The organism is Bifidobacterium sp. ESL0769, assembly GCF_029395495.1.
In the GTDB taxonomy this organism is placed as follows: domain Bacteria; phylum Actinomycetota; class Actinomycetes; order Actinomycetales; family Bifidobacteriaceae; genus Bifidobacterium.
In genome coordinates this window covers 2,019,196-2,037,404 of the sequence record NZ_CP113918.1, presented here as the reverse complement: position 1 = coordinate 2,037,404, position 18,209 = coordinate 2,019,196, and the positions used below count along the sequence as shown (strand labels likewise).

The following is an 18,209-nucleotide window of genomic DNA, read 5'->3' as shown; positions in this document are numbered from 1 at the left end:
TCGTAGGCACTCAATAGAATAGAAATATGAGCAATACCGTCACCCTTACCACCCCGATTTCCGCGTTGATCGCCAACAAACGGCGGGTCAGCGCGCTTAAAGGGCTTGGTATGGTGGCGGTTGGCGATGCCCTGACTTACTATCCGTTCCGCGTCACCGAGCCCGTGCCGCTGCGGGCGATTCGCGAGGCAAAAGTTGGTATGCCGATGGCGTTCGCTGCCGTGGTGCGCTTTGCGCGGGTCATTCCGATGGGCGGTCGGCGTGGGTATCGGCTTGAGGCCGTCGTCGACGATGCAGCGTTCGCCGCGAGCCGCCAGATTCCGGCGTCGAGTTGCCGGCTCGTCTTTTTCTCGCATAAAAAGCAATATATGGACTGGATGAGCGGGCGCTTGCATTCGGGTGCTGACGTTGTTCTCGCCGGTACGCCCACGGAGTTCAACGGCCAGTTGCAATTCACCCATCCCGAAGTGCTCACGGTGATGCCGCAAGGCGCGAACGTATTCGCCAATCCGGCTGCGACATCCGGTTCCGCAAATGCTGGCGAACTTTCTTTCGACGATATTTCCAACCAAACCAATGCGCAACCTTTATCACGAGGTGACGCAGCTGCTGGTATCGGTGTTTCCGCTTCGCATTCCCAGCCGGTTCAAACTGCCAATGCTCTGAAATTTGATGCGTCAACTGCGTACGAAGCGCTGCAGCACGTCTGCCGCCCACGTCCTGTCTACCACGCTACTTCGCGTATCTCCACCGAACATATCCACGAATCCATCGTCGCGATGCTCGATGCGCTGCGTGCCAGCGGAGAAGCGATGCTCGAAAAGAACGATGATGACGCCAATGGTCTTGCAGATAATAAGGTAGATGATCTTGCCTTGCGCGCCGCCATTCCTGACGTGCTGCCGCAGAACGTTATCGAATCCAAACAACTGATGCACCGGGCCGACGCGTTTGAAGCCATCCATGATCCGCAATCGACCAAGGCGTTTCATGCGGCGTTGGCGACGTTGCGCTATGAGGAGGCGTTCGTCTCGCAGATTTCGGTGCTGCAGGAACGCGAGAATGCGCGTAAGGCCGATACTTTCGAATGTAAGGATTCCGGGTTGCGAGAACGTTTTGTCGCCTCGTTGCCGTTTACGCTGACCCGCGGCCAACAGGACGTCATCGACACCATTTGCGAGGACATGGGGCGCAGCTACCCGATGCAACGGCTGTTGCAAGGCGAGGTCGGAAGCGGCAAGACCGTGGTGGCGCTCGCAGCCATGCTGCAGGCTGTGGGTTCCGGCAATCAGGCGGTTTTGGTCGCACCTACGCAGGTGCTCGCCGAGCAGCATTTTGAGACCATCAGCGGCATGGTGGCCAAACTTGCCGGCGGCGACGACGATAAAGCTGGCAAAACGACGGCTTCCGAACCCGATTCCGATGGTGAGGATAACAGCAAGAATAAGGGAAAGTCTGATAACCAGCCTTCAACTATCCCGGTGACGCTGCTGACCGGAGGCATGAAACTCGCGGTCCGACGCAAGGCGCTCGCGACTGCGGCCAGCGGCGAGCCAAGTATCATCATCGCCACGCACGCGGCGTTTTCCAAGATGTTTCAAGCGCCGAACTTGGCGTTGGTGGTCATTGACGAACAGCATCGTTTCGGCGTCGAGCAGCGTGAGATTCTGCGTTCGAAAGGCGAGAAGACCCCGCATCTGCTGGTGATGACGGCGACCCCGATTCCGCGCACCGCGGCGATGACGTGGTTCGGCGATCTTGACATTTCGTGGCTCACCGAGTTGCCTGGCGGACGCAAGCCGATCCGCACGTTTATCGTGCCCGAGGCTGACGGCAATATGATGGCGCAGATGTTCGTGCATATTCGCCGGCGCATCGACGCGGGGGAGCGTGCGTACGTGGTCTGCCCACGAATTGATGCGGACGAGGCCGATGCTGAGGCGGCTGCCGCGGGTGCCTCCGGCGGTAGGGCTATCGGTGTGGCTGGTTCCGGCAAACGCGGTCAAGGTAGGGTTTCTGCGGCTAGTTCCGGTAGCGACGATGTCGAGAGCGGATTCGTGGAGGTCGATGACTACGGTGACGAAAACGATGATGGCACGCCGCGCGAACCCAAGCCACCGCTGCACGCCGTCGACGAAATCGCGCAAAGGCTTTCGTCCCTGCCGCAGTTTGCCGGCATCAAGTTCGCGACGCTGACCGGTCGCGACGATGACGAAACCAAGCGCAAGGTGATGGCTGATTTCGAATCCGGCAAGACCCCGATACTCGTGGCGACGACGGTTATCGAAGTCGGGGTTGATGTACCGCAGGCAAGTTGCATTACAATCTTCGATGCCGACCGTTACGGGCTTTCCCAGTTGCATCAGCTGCGTGGGCGCGTCGGCCGAGGTGGCACTGATTCCTGGGCGTTCCTCGTCTCGCGCGCCGAGCCTGGTAGCATCGCCGAACAGCGTCTGAAGGTCATCGAGGGCTCGCTCGACGGTGCCGAAATCGCGCAGGCCGATCTTGAGTTGCGCGGTGCCGGCGACGTCTTGGGCGATGCCCAGTCCGGCGGCAAGTCCGGACTGAAGCTGCTACGTGTGGTCAAGGATGCCAAGACCATCGCCGATGCCCGCGAACAGGCTGAAGCATTGCTCAAGCGTGACCCGACTTTGACCGACCAGCCCCAGCTTGCCGGTGCCGTTTTGGATTTCACGCGTAGCGGCGAGTCCGAAATCTTGAGCAACTGAGCTCTTTATATAGCTATAAGGTGGAATTATGCGTGTGATTGCGGGACGATTCAAAGGATTCGAGCTGGCCAAGGCCAAGCCGGGCACTCGGCCGACGACCGACCGGGCAAAAGAGGCCATTTTCTCCAAGCTCGAGGCGTGGGGAGTGCTCGATGGTGCTTGTGTGCTCGACTTGTTCGCTGGAACCGGAGCTCTGGGCATCGAGGCACTTTCGCGTGGTGCCGACGAGCTAGTGGCAGTGGAATCGGCTGGTCCGGCGGCTGCGCTGATCGACAAAGAACTGAGCAATCTCAAGCGCAATCGTGCATGGGATTCGCACGTGATGAAGGCCCGAGTGATGCGTAAGCGTGCCGAGCGCATCGCTTCTGGCTATGACGGCCCCGCCTTCGACGTGATTTTCGCTGATCCTCCATATGCGCTCACCACCAAGGAATGTAACCAACTCATCGCAGACTTGGTCGCATCCCCGGCCGCAGACGAACAAACAGTAATCATTTTTGAGCGTTCAACTCGTTCCGAGCCGCTGACGGTGCCTGAAAACTGGCAAGTCTCCGACCAACGCCACTACGGCGAAACCGAGGTCTACTATATTGACCACAAGTGAGTAACACTAGACCACCTTTATTCTTGATGAAAAATTAGTCATCCAACTTTCGCGGGTGGGGGCCAGAGACTTCCCAGTCCAAGGACATCAGGGTTTTGCGATCCGCCTTGTCAAGGGCTTTGCAGTCGAGCTGCGCGATGAGGTCTGGGCGGAGTTGAGCAGTGTGGGCGATGGCTTCGTCACGGCGGAAGCGATCAACCTTGCCGTGGTCACCGCTCGTGAGCACGTCGGGGACACCCATGCCGCGCCAGACGGCCGGTTTCGTGTACTGGTAGTGCTCTAGCAGCGCGTTTTGGCCGGTGTAGGATTCCTCCACGATGGAGTCGGGGTTGCCCATGAATCCGGGCATGAGACGGGTGATGGCTTCGAGCATCACGGAGACGGCCACCTCGCCGCCGTTAAGTACGTAATCGCCGATGGAGTATTCGCGTACGTCAACGCCTTGTGCGCAGTAGTAGCGGGGGATACGTGCGTCGTAACCCTCGTAACGTCCGCAGCCGAAGATGAGGTGGCTGGCATGCGAAAGCTCGGTCGCGTCGCGCTGGGTAAACAACGTTGCCGAAGGATTCGGGAAAATCAGGACGGGCTTTGCATCATCGGCTTCGATATCTGATGAAGATATATTAGGGCTATCGTCATCGTTGACTTCGACAGGTTCCAAGCCCAACAAATCGTCCAAGCATTCGGCCCAGACTTCGGGCTTCATCACCATGCCGGCACCGCCGCCGACCGGCGTATCGTCGACGGAATGGTGCACGTCGTGGGTCCAGTCGCGTAGATCATGTGTTTTTACGTCGAGCAGTCCGTGTTCGATGGCCTTGCCGAACAGGCCAACGTTGAGGGCTTCGAAATACTCAGGGAATACGGACACGATATCGATCTTCATGGTTTCAACCATATCGTGAGCCGGTCACTGACATTAGTCAGCAGGAATCACAGCCCCGGAATCAGACCGACAGGCGGATCCAGAGTCAGATAATGTTCATCCAAATCGATATCCGGTACGAGTTCGTCGACAAACGGAACTAAAGCCGTTTTGATGATTTTATCGTCAGTATCTTTGTCGGCCCCATCGAGAGAGGCGGGAGCGAAACTGCCGTCTTTTTGCTCGACAACGGGCGTGGCCAAGCGGATTTTCAGCAGTGATTGTGCAGGGCCGTCGATGACGTCCACAACTTTTCCAATGACATTGCCGGACTTGCCAGCGTCGATTCCATTGGCAGGATTGTCGGCGACGCGAGCCTCCAGTCCGATAAGATCTTTGGGATACCAGGCGTCTTCTTCTGCCATTTCCTCAGGGTCATCGGCTTCGATGTAAAGCTCCAATCCGTTTAAAGCTTCGGAAGCATCACGATTGTCAACGCCCTCGAAATGTAGAATCCAGCGGTCCTTGAACGTCCGGGAATGAGCGATGGTGTAAGTTCGTGAGCCGTCTTTGGTATATAAAACGGATCCGGGTGCAAACCGCAGTTCCGGTTCGTCGGTGAACGTACGCGCATTGACCTCGCCTTTGAGCCCTTGCGCACGTCCGATACGGCAGACCCTCAACAGTTCACGCTGCTGAGGGTCTGCCTGCTGCGAAATGTTTTCGTCGCGATTCACTTGCGAACATCCATGATGTCGACGCGCACCTTGTGGTCGGACAACGCCTGCACCACGGTACGAATTGCATTGGCGGTGCGGCCGGAACGACCGATCACGCGCCCGATGTCTTCAGGGTTCACACGCACCCGCAACAGTTCGCCGCGGGCGTTTTCGTGGGACTTCACCGACACATCATCGGGAAAGTCGACGATATTGGAAATGAGATGTTCCACAGCTTGCGCGAGCATGATTACTCAGCCTTCTCGGTCTCAGCGGCTTCGGCCTTGGCCTCTTCGGCGCCGGCTTCCTCTGCCTTGGCTTCGTCGGCTTTGGCGGCTTCTGCAGCCTTCTCAGCTTCGGCCTTCGCCTTGGCTTCGGACTGCTTGGCCTTGCGCTTCTGAGCGTCGGCTTCAACGGCCTCGACGCGGGCGGCGGCATCCGGGCCGTCTTCAGCGGTCTTCAGCGTGCCCTCGGCACCCGGCAGACCCTTGAACTTCTGCCAGTCACCGGTGATCTTCAAAAGATTGCGTACTGCGTCGCTCGGCTGTGCGCCGACGCCAAGCCAGTACTGAGCACGATCGGAATCGATCTTGATCATCGAAGGCTGTTGGTTCGGATCATACAGGCCGATCTCCTCGATCGACTTGCCGTCACGCTTCTTGCGCTCATCCATGACGACAATGCGGTAGAAGGCATAGAACTTCTTACCCATGCGCTTCAGACGAATCTTGGTAGCCATTGTGGCTCTCCTTGTAGGTATCATTGCGGTTTCGAGCTCGTATGTGGGGCATACTTGCGCGAATCCGCGTTGTCCCTCACGGCCTACGGGATTGAGAGGGCCCCGCACCCGTGAATAACTTTTCAACTATAACTCGTCCGCTGGATAGATTCCGGTTCCGGTCTATCCTTAGAAACGAAGCTGCACCCTGATGCTGCTTTGAGGAGATACATCTATGGAAATGACGGATATCAAGAAGATTGGCAATCTCGGCGCGGGCACGATGGGACATGCCACCGCATTGCAGTTCGCGATGAAGGGCTACGACGTGACCGTGGTCGACACGGCCCAGCCTGCGTTGGATCGTGGCCGCAAGCTCGTCGAGCGCGACCTCGACACGTTCATCAAGGCAGGCATGGTCAAAGCCGAGGAACGGGACGCGGTGCTTGGCCGCATCGCCATGACCACCGATTACGAAGCGCTTGCCGGTGTCGATTTCATCATCGAATCGGTGCTTGAAAATCTTGAGGTCAAACATGATGTGTGGAAGAAGGTCGAAGGCATCGTCTCCGATCAGACCATTTTGGCCACCAACACTTCGGGGTTAAGCCCGTCCGCAATTGCGAATGGTTTGCAGCATCCTGGTCGTTTCGTCGTTGCTCACTTCTGGAACCCGGCCCAGCTCATGCCGTTGGTCGAGGTGGTGCCAGGCGAAAAGACCAATCAGGCGACCGTAGACATCACCGTCGAGCTGATGAACCACATCGGTAAGCACGCCGTGCCGCTCAAGACCGAATCGTTGGGATTCGTCGGCAACCGCATCCAGTTGGCGGTCATCCGCGAATGCCTGAACATTGTCGAGCGTGGTATCGCCACGCCGGAGGCCGTCGATGACATCGTCAAATACAGCCTCGGCCGTCGCTGGGCGATTCTTGGCCCGATCGCCAGCGCCGATCTCGGCGGACTCGATGTCTTCGATAATATCTCCAAGTATCTTTACGACGATCTGTCGAACGAGACCGGCGAGGACCCGGCTCTGAACGCCAAGGTCGACGCCGGTGAACTTGGCTCGAAGAGCGGTAAAGGCTTCTACGATTGGCAAGGCGAGCAGGCTGCCCAGACCATCCAGTCACGTGACGATCAGCTTCTTGAGGCGCTCAGCCGCGACAAGGATGAGTAATAGCAATCCAGATATTCGAATATGAGCATTCGGGTATACGAAAAGCGGGAAACAACCAGATAGCTGTTTCCCGCTTTTGTGATGCTTGTTAATGTGATTAGATTCTGCGATTTCGTGCGTATCGGTGCGGGATTGCAGAATATTGGTAACCGGTCGAAAAATTATCAGACGCTGGCAGGCACCTCGAACGTCGCGAGGATCTTGTCGAACTCCTCATTGACCTCCTGAAGTGTCACCTCTTGTTCTACGCCCTCGCTCGCAGCCTCGAACAGTTTGTCCGCCGCCCAGTAGGCAACCGGCCTTTCTTCAAGCGCCGCAGCCCGTTTCATAAGCGTGAGCTGTTCTTTGCTGACGGGAATATTGAATTGAATGTCTGCATTTTGTGTGTCGTTCATAATATGTCCTTCTTTGCATTCGACATTGAATTCGTACTTTTAGTATCGGTTCAAGTCGTCTACATAGCAACCAAATGGACAGCATATGGACACTATCTGGGAAAGTCAATAGACAGTCATTTTATGACTAGTTTTATCTCTTTTTGATTACCTTTCCTGCGAAAGCGACATTCCGGTAAAAGCCTTGTGCCGCTTATGTTATGGAGTGGTTTTAAAGGTAAAAGACAGGCGAATTGTTCTTTGCCTCACCGTTTGTATTTATCTTAGAGCACAGTAATACAATTTACGTGTGAGCAAGGTGCACAAGCAAGGCAAGATGGTCGCTGCCGGGGATGTTGGTCGTTTGTACCGAAGATATGTTGATTTCTGGCGTTGCCAGAACGTGATCCAGTTCGAGGCGGGGCCAACGTAACCAGGTCGGGAAGCTCGCGGCGCCGCTGTGCGAGATGCCGAGACCGGCATCGGTGAAGCCGGAGTTGAGCAGCTTGCGGAAGCTGGGATGGTCGAGGTTGGAGTTGAGGTCGCCCATAATGACGGTGGCGCGTGTGGGGGCGGATGGCGTCGTTGTTGCCGTAGTCGTCGAGGCATTCGGCTCAGTAGCAGTGGTCTCTATCGGTATTGTCCCTGACATTGCCACGTGCGCACTGGCGACGGGGTTGTGGTCGGCTTCGGCATCGGTCGTTTTGGAGGAGCTCTGTCCGATAGCGAATACGTCTCGGTTGATGAGTTCGGCCAGCCTCCTGATGCCGAGTGACCATTCCCGACACCCGCGCATCGGCGATTTGGGATGCGCGCTGAAGTACGCCACATTTCCCACGATGATGCTCGGCACGTCGGCGGCGGCGATGTCGATCGCGTTGCCTGCTTGCGCGTCGGGTTGGGTGCGTGAGTAGATGCCGTTGAATCCGCCGTTGTCGCTTTCCTGTGCTTTGCCCAATTGGCAGTATGGGAGCAGCGTGTTCAATCCCGCTTTGTCGAGCGCGGCGACGAGGTCTGGCGTAAGTTCCTGCAAAGCCAATATGGATACATTATTGCCACGTACGGCGTCGACGATGGCCTGCGGGTCGGCCAGTCCGTAACGGCAGTTCAGTGTCATTACTGTATGGGGATTATTGGTATTTTGGGTTACTAGATTACCGGCCAACTTCTTTGAGTTGGCGGAGTTGGTGGGAATATTGCGTTTCCTGTACCAAGGCGAAACGAATACGCCGGTAAGCAATATCAATATCGCGGCGAAAACAGCGATAATCCAATGCCGGGAAGCAAGCGCTACTGCCAAGACCAATGCTGACGGCATCCACAGAAAGCGGACGAACGCGATGAGATATGGCAACGGGCCGTACCCGTCCGCGCCTGCAGGCAGAAAACGCAACGCCCACCACAGGGCGATGAGACCCAGCGGTATGGATAGAGCTATAGCCATGAGACCTATTCGCGGTTCAGCCGAGCAGACCGGCCAAGCCGCCACCGAAGTTCGGCGGAAGGTTCGGGGTGCCGTTCTCGTTGGTGCCAGCCGCGTCCATGGCTTCTTGCAGGCCTGCCGGAAGTGCAGGGTTCTGAGGTTTCTTGGCAAAAGCCGAGCCGCCGGAGTTCTTCTTGCCGGCAAGCTTGGCGCGCAATGCTTTTTCTTCGGCCTCGCGCTTCATCGGGTTGCCGGACTTGGACTTGCCCTTCTTCTTGCCTTTCTTGCCCTTTTTGCCGCCGTAGCCGCCTCCCATGGCCGGACCTCCCATGCCGGGAATGCCGCCACCGACTTTGTTGGTCATGCGCTTCATCATCTTGGCCGCTTGTTCGAAACGTTGCAGCAGACCATTGACCGACGAAACCGTGTTGCCGGAACCGTAGGCGATGCGGGCGCGACGGGAGCCGTCGATGATGGATGGATCGCGACGCTCGGCCGGAGTCATTGAATGGATGATGGCTTCGGTGCGGTCGATTTCGTGCTCGTCAAGCGCTTCGAGTTCCTTGCGGTGCGCGGCCATGCCGGGAATCATGCCAAGCAGGCTTTTCATCGAGCCGAGCTTACGCACCTGCTCGAGCTGCTCCATGAAGTCGTCGAGGCCATAGGTGCCCTTCGCCATCTTCTTGGCGGACTGAATCGCCTCCTGCTCGTCGAACTCCTTCTGCGCCTGCTCGATGAGCGTCAAAATATCGCCCATGTCGAGGATGCGGGAGGCCATGCGGTCGGGGTGGAAGACCTCGAAGTCTTTGAGCCCCTCGCCGTTGGAGACGAACAAAATCGGCTTGCCGGTGACGGATGCGACGGAAAGCGCTGCGCCGCCTCGCGCGTCGCCATCGAGCTTGGAGAGCACCACGCCGGTGAAGTCTACGCCCTTGTTGAAGGCTTCGGCGGTCTGCACTGCGTCCTGACCGATCATCGCGTCGATGACGAAGAGAATCTCATTGGGGTTCACGGCGTCGCGGATGTCACGAGCCTGCTTCATCAGCTCTTCGTCGACGCCCAAACGGCCGGCGGTATCGATGATGACTGTGTCATACAGTTTGTCTTTGGCGTACTGAATCGAATCGCGTGCGACTTTCACCGGGTCCCCGCTGGTCTGACCGGGGGCCGCCACGGCCTCGCCGCCGTCGGACTGCACGCCCTTCTCGGGAGCATAAACCGGCACGTCCGCGCGCTCGCCGACCACCTGCAGCTGGGTGACGGCGTTCGGGCGCTGCAAATCGGCCGCGACCAGAAGCGGGGTGTGGCCGGCGTCTTTCAGCCAATAGCCAAGCTTGCCTGCCAACGTCGTCTTACCGGCGCCCTGAAGACCGGCCAGCATGATGATAGTCGGCGGGTTCTTGGCGAAGTTCAGCGGGCGATCGACGCCGGCGCCGAGAATCTGCGTCAGCTCGTCGTTGACGATCTTCACCACCTGCTGCGCGGGGTTCAGCGCCTGTGAAACCTCTTCGCCCAACGCACGTTCGCGCACGCGGGAAGTGAAGGAGCGCACCACGTCGAGCGCCACATCGGCGTCGAGCAATGCGCGACGAATCTCGCGGATCGTCCCGTCAATATCCGCCTCGGAAAGTTTGCCTTTGCTCTTCAGGTGCTTGAACGCGTTGGAGAGCTTGTCTGTCAAAGAACTGAATGCTGCCATAATGTCTTAATTCTAGCGGTTCGTAGGGAGAAAAAAGAAGCTCCGACTCAGTTCAAAACTGGGCGGAGCTTCTTTTACTGGGAGCGCAACCTTCTGTTATTCATCGTTGACCTGTGAATCAGCGGGTTGCGACTGGTTGCCTGTTAGTCAGTGGTTGCTGCGGCGCGGTGTTGTGCGGCGAAGAACGCGTTGCGGCGCTGGTAGAGGAACATGATCGCGAAGAACAAGACGGCAAGTACGAGCATAAAAAGCCATGCTGGAGCTAGTGCGGTCCGAGTGGCTGCGTCGGGTACTGCGCTTACGACGGACTTCTTGTTGTCGTTCTTGCAGATTACCGCTGCGGGGGCCACGGAGCCTTCGCCGTAGTAGGTGATCTTGCAGATCTTTTCTTTCGGGGTCTCGCCGGAAGCGTTCGGGGAAGCACCGTTGAGGGTGTGGTCACCAGTACCAGGTACTGCCGGACCGGTGGTTGAGATGCCCGGGGCTGCTGCAAAGAGACGTGCGGCGGGGGCCAGAGTAGGCGCTGAAGGCGATGCGACCGCGCCGGCTGCGGCAGAGGTCGGACCTTGGGCGGCGGGATAGGAGATTATGCCGCTCGCTCCGCTTGCACTTGTGCCTGAACCGGAAGTCGAGGTGGATGAGCCGGAAGCGCTGCCTGACTCGGAAGGCCCGGAAGGCACGGAAGGTGAAGTGCTGGGAGGCGTGACGTGGACGGGCCTGGCGTCCTTCTTCCAGATCGCGTAGAGCGTTACGTCAGCACTGGCGAGGCTGATTGTGTCACCGTTGTGATGGTCGGCGGTGGTGGCCGTTGGAGTAGTGCTCCAGCCCAACAGCGTGTAGGTGTCACTCGTCGGCGAAGGAGCGGTGAGCGTGTATGGGTCTGCGGTGGGCAGGGTCAACGTAGACCCATCCGTTCGGGTGATGTTGCGCTTGCTGCCGCGATTGGTCAGAACTTGCGCGGTATCGTATGTAGGGAACGGGACGTTTTGGGCGCTCGTGTCAAACGCGCTCCGTGAGAGGTTGCCGCTGCCATCATCGGTATATCCGCTGGCTGCAGCGCTTGCCGTGTAGCCTGCGGGAAGGTTGGCGTTGAGGTTGAGCGAATGGCTCTCGTTGTTCACATGCGTATAGGTGCCTGCGCGGGCGGGATTGGTGGTCAGGCTTGCCTGGAGTTCCGCCGTGGTCTGTGGGGTGGAGTCGGTGACTTCCTGTGTGGTTCCGGAGGTGCCGGTAGACAGACGGGTGACTTTCAACCAGTTGGCATTGCCGAGATCGCTCAAATCGATGACGTCGGTTTTGGGGCCGACGGTCAATGTTTGAAGCCCGCTTCCCATGAACATATTTCCTGTATCGGTCACATTGCTGGTGTCCCAGCCACTGAGATTCAAGGTCTTGAGCTTGGACGTGTTAAAGAATGCCTGGTGCATCTGCGTGAGAGAGTGGGTGTCCCAGCCGCTCAAATCCAAATCGGTGAGGCCGGTTATATCGAACATCGAGTATATGTTTTCAAGCCTGCCGGTGTTCCATCCGCTCATGTCAAGATTCGTCAGTTGTGTTCCAGCCTGGAACATTCCTCGCATGCTGGTGGTGTGGCTTGTGTCGAGGGCGTTATTGCTCTTGAAGCTTTTGAGTCCGCAACCGGAATAACCGCTGCCGGCGCATCCCCAATCGCCAAACATGAAAGCCGCATTTTCTGGAAGCTTGGTTTTGCCGGGGCCTTCGAAGACGATGTGCTCGGCCTCTCCGAATTCCTGTACCCGCGATGGATTGAGCATAAAACCTGCGGAACGGGCATTTCTTGTTCCAAAATGTGAATAGGGGCCGTAGCCTGTCGATGAGGCGACCATCCAGTCGGGATAGGATTGCAAGCCGTTAAAGTCGTTTTCATGGATGGGGTCGTTGGCCGTGAAAGTCAGCGTACATTCTCCGCCGTATTCGGCGCTGGGTGCCAAAGTCCAATAGCCGTGGCTCATGGCTCCGGTGTCACTGCACTCGCCGCCTTGGGCGCTGGGTTCCAGGCCTCGTGTCGCTATGCCGGGGGTCTTGTCGCTGTGGAGCGGCGAAGAGGGCAGGATTGCGGCCGAGGACGATTTCGATTTGGGTGTTAGAGTTCCGGTGGCGGGCGTCGCGCTTGTAGACGACGACCCAGATGCGCTGGTCCCGCTAGTTTCAGATGACGAAGTTTCAGGCGCGGATGCCGAGACGCCTGGTGCCGAGGTTGCGGCTCCTGAAGCTTGTGTGCTACCTGTGCTCTTTTGTGGTTGCTCGCTTGGTTCGGCGGGATCCGCTTGCGCGATGGCGGGTGCCAGTAGCGTCGCCGCGGCCACCGCAGTTGCGAATATCGTTTTAATCTTGCGATTCATCATTGCTTCCCTTGTTCTCTCACTCTTACCATCGTCAAATAATCCTCAAAATTGATTTATAAATAGGGATTATTATATTCGAATAACAGTAAGCAACTGTACGACAAAATTGCAGGGAATGCAAGTCAATTGTAATAATTTATATTACTTATTAATAAATCCGGTTATGAAAATAGCGATGAATAATTTATTGGGAAATAACCGTCATTTGTAATATCTTTCGTACTGTCGGCAGGATGCTGCCTCAGGACTTCAGACTCCAGGTGGAACCGGTAGGCTTGTCTTCGACTATCACGCCCATGGCGGCAAGAGCATTGCGAATCTTATCGGCCTTCTCGAAGTTCTTGGCCTTGCGGGCGGCGTTGCGGGCGGCGAGCTGATAGCCGATCAGGTTGTCGAGCAACTTGCGTTCGGCTTCGGTGCTGGAGCTGCCGTTGGCGTTCTGAGCACCGGCGCTGCTTTCGGAAGCCCCGGCGTTCCAAGGCTCGGCCAACGGGTCCAGACCTAAAGTATCGAGCATCGCGCGCACCGAGAGCAACGTCTCCTGAAGAGCTACCCGGGAGGTCAGCGCGTCGATGATTTCGGAGGGAACATTGCCGTGTGTGAAGGCGAACCGGGCCTTCGCGTCGTTCTGAATGGCCTCTTTGGGCATATCGGCATAGCGCTCGCTGGTCTCTTCGAGGACCTGGCGGAATTCGTCGGTCAAAGCGATCATATCGGCATCGTCCAACATGTCAGTGCTTTGGTTGCCCTGCTCCGACTCAAGCTTGTCAGCCAGCGAATTGCCGTGTCGGATGGTGGTGAAAATTGCGGCGGTGGCACCCGAAACGTTGATGTCTTCGTTCATGGCCTCCACGAAATCGGCCGGAAGCTGGTCGGCCCTGACGGCTTCGACTTTCTCGCGGCTTGGCTGGCCGTCGGTACCCAGAGCCTTGCCGGCGCGGCCGATGAAATTGCTGATGCGCTCGTAGGCGGACTTCGCTTCGGCGAGCGTCTGGTCGCTCCACTCGAGCATCGAGCGATATTGCACGCCGCCCAACGCGTAACGCACTACCCACGCTGAATTATCCGCTAGTACGCTCGGCACGGAAAGGCCGTTGCCCAGCGACTTCGACATCTTTTCGCCCTTGGCCGTCACCCATGCCGAGTGCATCCACACGTTGGCGGATTCGTAGCCGGCTGCGCGAGTTTGCGCCATCTCATTTTCGTGGTGGGGGAAGCGCAGATCGAGCCCGCCGCCATGGATATCGAACATGCCGTCGAGGTAGCGGTGGCTCATCGCCGAGCATTCGATATGCCAGCCAGGGCGACCGGTGCCGAACGGCGTCTTCCAACGGGCAGTCTCGGGGTCGCTCGGCTTCGAAGCCTTCCAAAGCGCGAAATCGCGTGGATCGTGCTTGTCGGGGGAGTAATCTGCAGGGTCGGCAGGATTGTATTTGTCGTCGCCGGACTGGTCGACGCTCGGGCCCATTTCATCGGCCACAGCTGCCGCGGAATCAAAATCGGAAGTCTGCTTTTGATGGGTCAGTTCGCCGTAATGCGGCCAGCTGGCCACGTCGAAGAATACATTGCCGGTCGGCTCGCCGTTGGCGTCAGTGATGACGTAGGCGTGACCGCGGTCGACAAGGCGTTGGATTAAATCAACCATGTCGCCGATATGACCGGTGGCGCGGGGTTCGTAGGTTGGGGGAAGCACGCCGAGCGTGTCGTAGGCGTGGGTGAATTCCCGCTCATAATAATAGGCGCGCGCCCACCATTGCTGGCCGGCAGCCGCTGCCTTGTCCAAAATCTTATCGTCGATATCGGTGACATTGCGGATGAAAGTGACTTCGTAGCCCAGCTTTTTGAGCCAACGACGGACGATGTCGAAGGCGACGGCGGCGCGAATATGACCGATATGCGGCGAACTTTGCACCGTGGCACCGCAGACGTAAATGCCCACTTTACCAGGCACAATCGGTGTGAACGCGGACACTTCGTGTGTGGCCGTGTTGTAAAGTCTCAGATTGTTGGCAGCTTTAGAGAGAGCCTTTGGCTGGTCTGTTCCGGAAAGGTTGGAATTCTGCGGTTTCGTGGCGTTTTCCATAATAATCAAGAATATTGGGTTTAGCCGACAAAAATGGATAGGTTTCGTTCGCTGGAAGTCAATCGTTATAAATTTGGGGTGACGAAATGCCACAATGGAATCATGACGATGCCGAAAGTGCTTATTCTGCAACATGTCTCCTGTGAGAAGCCAGGACGAATCCTTGATAATCTTGACGATCTCGGTATGGCCAGTGAGACGTTGAGCATTGCGGCTGATGCGGACCCTGACGTGCCGAAAAGCGAAGAAATCGCCGGGCTCGTCGTGATGGGCGGACCGATGGGGGCGCAGGATTACAAAGAATTTCCGGGGCTGAAAACCGAAGCGAAACTGGTGCGCAAGGCCGTGAAGGCCGGCAAACCGGTGCTTGGCATCTGCCTTGGCCACCAGATTATTTCCACGGCGCTCGGTGGCAAGCTGCAGAGCGGAAAGTGCTCGGAAATCGGGTTCGCACCAATCAAGCGCGTCGCCAAAAACGATTGGTTCCCGATGTGGACCGACCAGATCAATGTGCTCAACTGGCATAACGACGTCGTTTCCGTGCCCGAGGGCGGGCAGCTTCTCGCGTCGTCAAAATATACCGAAAACCAGGCGTTCTGCTATAAAAGCGCGCTTGGGCTGCAATTTCACCTCGAGGTCACGCCGACGCTGCTGGACGAATGGCTCAACGAGCCTTCCATGGTCAAAGGCATGAAGAAAAGCGAGATTGCGAAGATTCGCGAGGATTTCAAGCGCTACGACGTCGAGTTGCAGCCACTTGCCGAGCAGGTCTTCTCCGCTTTCGCCGTGCGTTGCGCCGCCAGTGCCCGCGCGATGAGCGAATGACCTAAACCCATGAGAAAAACGCCAAAACGAGGTCGAAATGGTGCTTTTCTCCTCGACTTCGCCCTGAATCCGTGGGAAAAGCGCTAAAACGGGGCTGAAATGGTGCTTTTCGCACTGGTTTTGGGATAACCCGTGGGAAAAGCACTAAAACGTGTCCAAAAAGGTGCTTTTTGCACTGATTCTGGTCGGAACCTGTGAGAAAAGCATCATTTTGGGTCAGCTGGTGCTTTTCTTTTGCAGTTCTTTGGGGTTGGCACAGCGGGCAATGTGTGGGGGGTGCGCAAGCAATGCGACAGCTGATTCGGTTGCGGGCTGAAGGGTGTTGGCAGCGAGCGATACCATCGAATCACTATGCCGACTTATGACTTGGGACTTGAACACGTTTCGCTTGATTTCGCCACCAAAACCATTTTTACCGATGTGACGCAGGGCGTCTTCGAGGGCGACCGTATCGGTATAGTCGGCAAGAACGGCGACGGCAAATCCACGTTATTGCACTTGTTGGCCGGAACGCAGCAGCCTGATTCCGGGCGTGTGACCACCCGCAACGGGCTGACCTTCGGCATGCTCGATCAGCGTGATCCGCTTGACGACAACGCTACCGTGCGCGAGGCTGCGCTCGAGGGGCGCGAAGATTACCAATGGGCTTCCGACACCCGTTCGCGTGAAATCGTGGAGGCGCTGCTTGGCGGTTTGAGCCTTGATGCCAAGATCGGCTCGCTTTCCGGCGGCCAGCGCCGACGTGCCGATCTGACGCGGCTGCTCCTGAAGGATTGGGACATTCTTGCGCTCGACGAGCCTACGAATCATTTGGATATCGTCACCATCCATTGGCTCGCGGAACACCTGAAGAACCGTTGGGCCTCGGGGCAGGGCGCGTTGTTGCTGGTCACCCACGACCGCTGGTTCCTGGACGAGGTCTGCGAATCGATGTGGGAGGTGCACGACGGGGTGATCGATCCGTTCGAGGGTGGCTACAGCGCCTACATGCTCCAGCGCGTCGAACGCGACCGGCAGGCCGACATCCGCGAGGAACGCCGGCGCAACCTGGCACGCAAGGAGCTGGCGTGGCTGACCCGCGGCGCTCGGGCCCGCGCCACCAAGCAGAAGTTCCACGTCAAACAGGCCAACGCGCTCATCGCCGACGTACCGCCGATGCGCAACACCTTGCAATTGAAGCAGATGGCGACTTCACGGCTGGGTAAGCAGGTCGTTGATTTGAACGACGTGACTCAGATTTTCGAGCACCTTCAAGGTGAAAGCAGTGATGACGACAATAACAATATCGTTCCTGCTTTGTACGAAGAGCCGAAAGTCATCGGATCTGTAGAGCTTGCTGTTGACGATGATGAAACGACGTCCGCCGCGCAAAAGATGACGGTCAGCGGGCGAAAGATTCTTGATGACGTCACTTGGCTGATTGGCCCGGGCGATCGGTTCGGCATTGTCGGTGCGAACGGTGCCGGCAAGTCGACGTTGCTGAAGATTATCGATGGAACGCTGACCCCGACGGCCGGTCATGTGAAAATCGGCAAGACCGTGAAGTTCGCGGTGCTTTCGCAGCGTCTTGACGAGTTGGAAAAACTCAACAAGTACAAGATCAAGGAAGTGCTGAGCCGTTACAAGCCGACCTATGAGGTCGACGGCAAAGAGGTTTCGACCAGCCAGTTGATGGAACGGCTAGGTTTCTCGGCTGCCCAGTTGATGACGCCGATTGGCGACCTTTCCGGTGGTCAAAAGCGTCGTATGCAACTGCTGCTGATTTTGCTGGACGAGCCGAATGTCCTGATTTTGGACGAGCCCGGCAACGACCTCGATACTGACATGCTCGCTGTTATGGAGGATCTGCTTGATTCATGGCCTGGCACATTGATTGTGGTTTCCCACGACCGCTATCTGCTGGAACGTGTGACCGACGAGCAGTTCGCGCTGATTGGTGGCAAAGTTCGTCATCTTCCCGGCGGTGTTGACGATTACCTAGAGATGGTGCGCAAGATTGAAAACGGCGAGACCCTTGATGAGGTTGTTGGCGGCAGTCACGGTGCCAAGTCATCGGGTAAAGGATCTTCCTCGAGCAATACGTCTGAGGCTCAATCGTCCAGTGCAAACGCAGGCGATAGCGGTGACAATGTCGATTCCGATTCGCAATCCGGCGAGCAAAAACTGACCGGCAAAGCCTTTCACGACGCCACTCGTCGTCTTTCGGCCATCGAGCGGAAACTGGCAAAACTCGAAACTGAGAAGTCGAAGATCGAGCAGAAAATGGCCGCTCACGACCCGTCCGATTACGTCGGCTTGGGCAAGCTCAATGAGCAGCTCTCCGCCAACTCCACCGAGTCCGAATCCCTCGAATCCGAATGGATGGAGCTTTCCGAGCAAGTTGAATAAGTCCTTCTTAATTTATTCGATTATTGTCGAAGAATTTCACCGTTACGATTGTTTGTTTACTCGAACCAGTTTTCCGCTTGCATAATCTTCGATTAGAGAACGAGCCTCATCTTCGGTGGTTCTGCCGTCCGTATGGGCGATATTCGTAAATTTCGCCAAGACGTCGTCATCGATATCAAGCAGCAAATCATGCGGGCCAGGTTGTTGATTGCTGGGAAGTGTCTGGGACATGAGAA

15 protein-coding genes are annotated in these 18,209 nt (G+C 57.1%); 5 read left to right on the top strand and 10 right to left on the bottom strand.

Translation table 11 applies throughout. From position 1 onward, the window contains the following. The first annotated feature begins 26 nt into the window (after positions 1-26). Both OZX72_RS08015 and rsmD read left to right on the top strand, forming a co-directional pair. Positions 27-2,729: an ATP-dependent DNA helicase RecG gene (locus tag OZX72_RS08015; RefSeq protein WP_277158172.1), complete on the top strand. Its 2,703-nt coding sequence runs from the start codon at positions 27-29 to the stop codon at positions 2,727-2,729. A 28-nt stretch (positions 2,730-2,757) separates the two neighbouring features. Next, positions 2,758-3,333, top strand: a complete 576-nt coding sequence (gene rsmD, locus OZX72_RS08010) for a 16S rRNA (guanine(966)-N(2))-methyltransferase RsmD (RefSeq protein ID WP_277158171.1) — start codon at positions 2,758-2,760, stop codon at positions 3,331-3,333. A 34-nt stretch (positions 3,334-3,367) separates the two neighbouring features. On the opposite strand, the gene trmD is transcribed toward rsmD, so the two are convergent. Genes trmD through rpsP form a run of 4 tightly spaced genes read right to left on the bottom strand, consistent with a single transcriptional unit; the run spans position 3,368 to position 5,656 of the window. Continuing rightward, positions 3,368-4,219: a tRNA (guanosine(37)-N1)-methyltransferase TrmD gene (gene trmD, locus OZX72_RS08005; RefSeq protein ID WP_277158170.1), complete on the bottom strand. Its 852-nt coding sequence runs from the start codon at positions 4,217-4,219 to the stop codon at positions 3,368-3,370. Between the two features lie 47 nt (positions 4,220-4,266). Then, on the bottom strand, positions 4,267-4,917 hold the full coding sequence (gene rimM, locus OZX72_RS08000) for a ribosome maturation factor RimM (RefSeq protein WP_277159417.1): 651 nt from the start codon (positions 4,915-4,917) through the stop codon (positions 4,267-4,269). A gap of 14 nt (positions 4,918-4,931) precedes the next feature. After that, complete coding sequence (locus OZX72_RS07995; RefSeq protein ID WP_277142488.1) at positions 4,932-5,165, bottom strand: RNA-binding protein; 234 nt, start codon at positions 5,163-5,165, stop codon at positions 4,932-4,934. Between the two features lie 2 nt (positions 5,166-5,167). Continuing rightward, a complete protein-coding gene (gene rpsP / locus OZX72_RS07990; protein ID WP_277158169.1) occupies positions 5,168-5,656 on the bottom strand; it encodes a 30S ribosomal protein S16 in 489 nt (162 codons plus the stop codon). A gap of 220 nt (positions 5,657-5,876) precedes the next feature. Here rpsP and OZX72_RS07985 point away from each other — a divergent pair, with 220 nt between their 5' ends. Next, entirely contained in the window at positions 5,877-6,815 is a 939-nt protein-coding gene (locus OZX72_RS07985; RefSeq protein ID WP_277159416.1) for a 3-hydroxyacyl-CoA dehydrogenase family protein, read from the top strand. Between the two features lie 164 nt (positions 6,816-6,979). On the opposite strand, the gene OZX72_RS07980 is transcribed toward OZX72_RS07985, so the two are convergent. From OZX72_RS07980 to cysS, 5 genes are all read right to left on the bottom strand, one after another. Beyond that, positions 6,980-7,210, bottom strand: a complete 231-nt coding sequence (locus OZX72_RS07980) for a DUF1778 domain-containing protein (RefSeq protein ID WP_277158168.1) — start codon at positions 7,208-7,210, stop codon at positions 6,980-6,982. Between the two features lie 283 nt (positions 7,211-7,493). Then, positions 7,494-8,633 (bottom strand): endonuclease/exonuclease/phosphatase family protein, encoded by a 1,140-nt coding sequence (locus tag OZX72_RS07975; protein WP_277158167.1) that lies wholly within the window; start codon positions 8,631-8,633, stop codon positions 7,494-7,496. A gap of 16 nt (positions 8,634-8,649) precedes the next feature. Then, positions 8,650-10,311, bottom strand: a complete 1,662-nt coding sequence (ffh, locus tag OZX72_RS07970) for a signal recognition particle protein (RefSeq protein ID WP_277158166.1) — start codon at positions 10,309-10,311, stop codon at positions 8,650-8,652. A 143-nt stretch (positions 10,312-10,454) separates the two neighbouring features. After that, positions 10,455-12,677: a BspA family leucine-rich repeat surface protein gene (locus OZX72_RS07965; RefSeq protein ID WP_277158165.1), complete on the bottom strand. Its 2,223-nt coding sequence runs from the start codon at positions 12,675-12,677 to the stop codon at positions 10,455-10,457. 241 nt (positions 12,678-12,918) lie between these two features. Beyond that, on the bottom strand, positions 12,919-14,760 hold the full coding sequence (gene cysS, locus OZX72_RS07960; RefSeq protein WP_277158164.1) for a cysteine--tRNA ligase: 1,842 nt from the start codon (positions 14,758-14,760) through the stop codon (positions 12,919-12,921). 102 nt (positions 14,761-14,862) lie between these two features. On the opposite strand from cysS, the gene OZX72_RS07955 reads away from it, so the two are divergent. Together OZX72_RS07955 and OZX72_RS07950 are read left to right on the top strand one after the other, a co-directional pair. Continuing rightward, positions 14,863-15,585: a type 1 glutamine amidotransferase gene (locus OZX72_RS07955; RefSeq protein ID WP_277158163.1), complete on the top strand. Its 723-nt coding sequence runs from the start codon at positions 14,863-14,865 to the stop codon at positions 15,583-15,585. Between the two features lie 351 nt (positions 15,586-15,936). Beyond that, positions 15,937-17,973: an ABC-F family ATP-binding cassette domain-containing protein gene (locus tag OZX72_RS07950; protein WP_277158162.1), complete on the top strand. Its 2,037-nt coding sequence runs from the start codon at positions 15,937-15,939 to the stop codon at positions 17,971-17,973. A gap of 42 nt (positions 17,974-18,015) precedes the next feature. On the opposite strand, the gene OZX72_RS07945 is transcribed toward OZX72_RS07950, so the two are convergent. Continuing rightward, positions 18,016-18,204, bottom strand: a complete 189-nt coding sequence (locus OZX72_RS07945; protein WP_277158161.1) for a hypothetical protein — start codon at positions 18,202-18,204, stop codon at positions 18,016-18,018. Between the last annotated feature and the right edge of the window lie 5 nt (positions 18,205-18,209).

Bases quoted from the DNA above. Each gene is read 5' to 3' on its own strand.
- OZX72_RS08015 (WP_277158172.1), top strand. From the start codon at position 27: ATGAGCAATACCGTCACCCTTACCACCCCGATTTCCGCGTTGATCGCC.
- rsmD (WP_277158171.1), top strand. From the start codon at position 2,758: ATGCGTGTGATTGCGGGACGATTCAAAGGATTCGAGCTGGCCAAGGCC.
- trmD (WP_277158170.1), bottom strand. From the start codon at position 4,219: ATGAAGATCGATATCGTGTCCGTATTCCCTGAGTATTTCGAAGCCCTC.
- OZX72_RS07995 (WP_277142488.1), bottom strand. From the start codon at position 5,165: ATGCTCGCGCAAGCTGTGGAACATCTCATTTCCAATATCGTCGACTTT.
- rpsP (WP_277158169.1), bottom strand. From the start codon at position 5,656: ATGGCTACCAAGATTCGTCTGAAGCGCATGGGTAAGAAGTTCTATGCC.
- OZX72_RS07985 (WP_277159416.1), top strand. From the start codon at position 5,877: ATGACGGATATCAAGAAGATTGGCAATCTCGGCGCGGGCACGATGGGA.
- OZX72_RS07980 (WP_277158168.1), bottom strand. From the start codon at position 7,210: ATGAACGACACACAAAATGCAGACATTCAATTCAATATTCCCGTCAGC.
- OZX72_RS07975 (WP_277158167.1), bottom strand. From the start codon at position 8,633: ATGGCTATAGCTCTATCCATACCGCTGGGTCTCATCGCCCTGTGGTGG.
- ffh (WP_277158166.1), bottom strand. From the start codon at position 10,311: ATGGCAGCATTCAGTTCTTTGACAGACAAGCTCTCCAACGCGTTCAAG.
- OZX72_RS07965 (WP_277158165.1), bottom strand. From the start codon at position 12,677: ATGATGAATCGCAAGATTAAAACGATATTCGCAACTGCGGTGGCCGCG.
- cysS (WP_277158164.1), bottom strand. From the start codon at position 14,760: ATGGAAAACGCCACGAAACCGCAGAATTCCAACCTTTCCGGAACAGAC.
- OZX72_RS07955 (WP_277158163.1), top strand. From the start codon at position 14,863: ATGACGATGCCGAAAGTGCTTATTCTGCAACATGTCTCCTGTGAGAAG.
- OZX72_RS07950 (WP_277158162.1), top strand. From the start codon at position 15,937: ATGCCGACTTATGACTTGGGACTTGAACACGTTTCGCTTGATTTCGCC.
- OZX72_RS07945 (WP_277158161.1), bottom strand. From the start codon at position 18,204: ATGTCCCAGACACTTCCCAGCAATCAACAACCTGGCCCGCATGATTTG.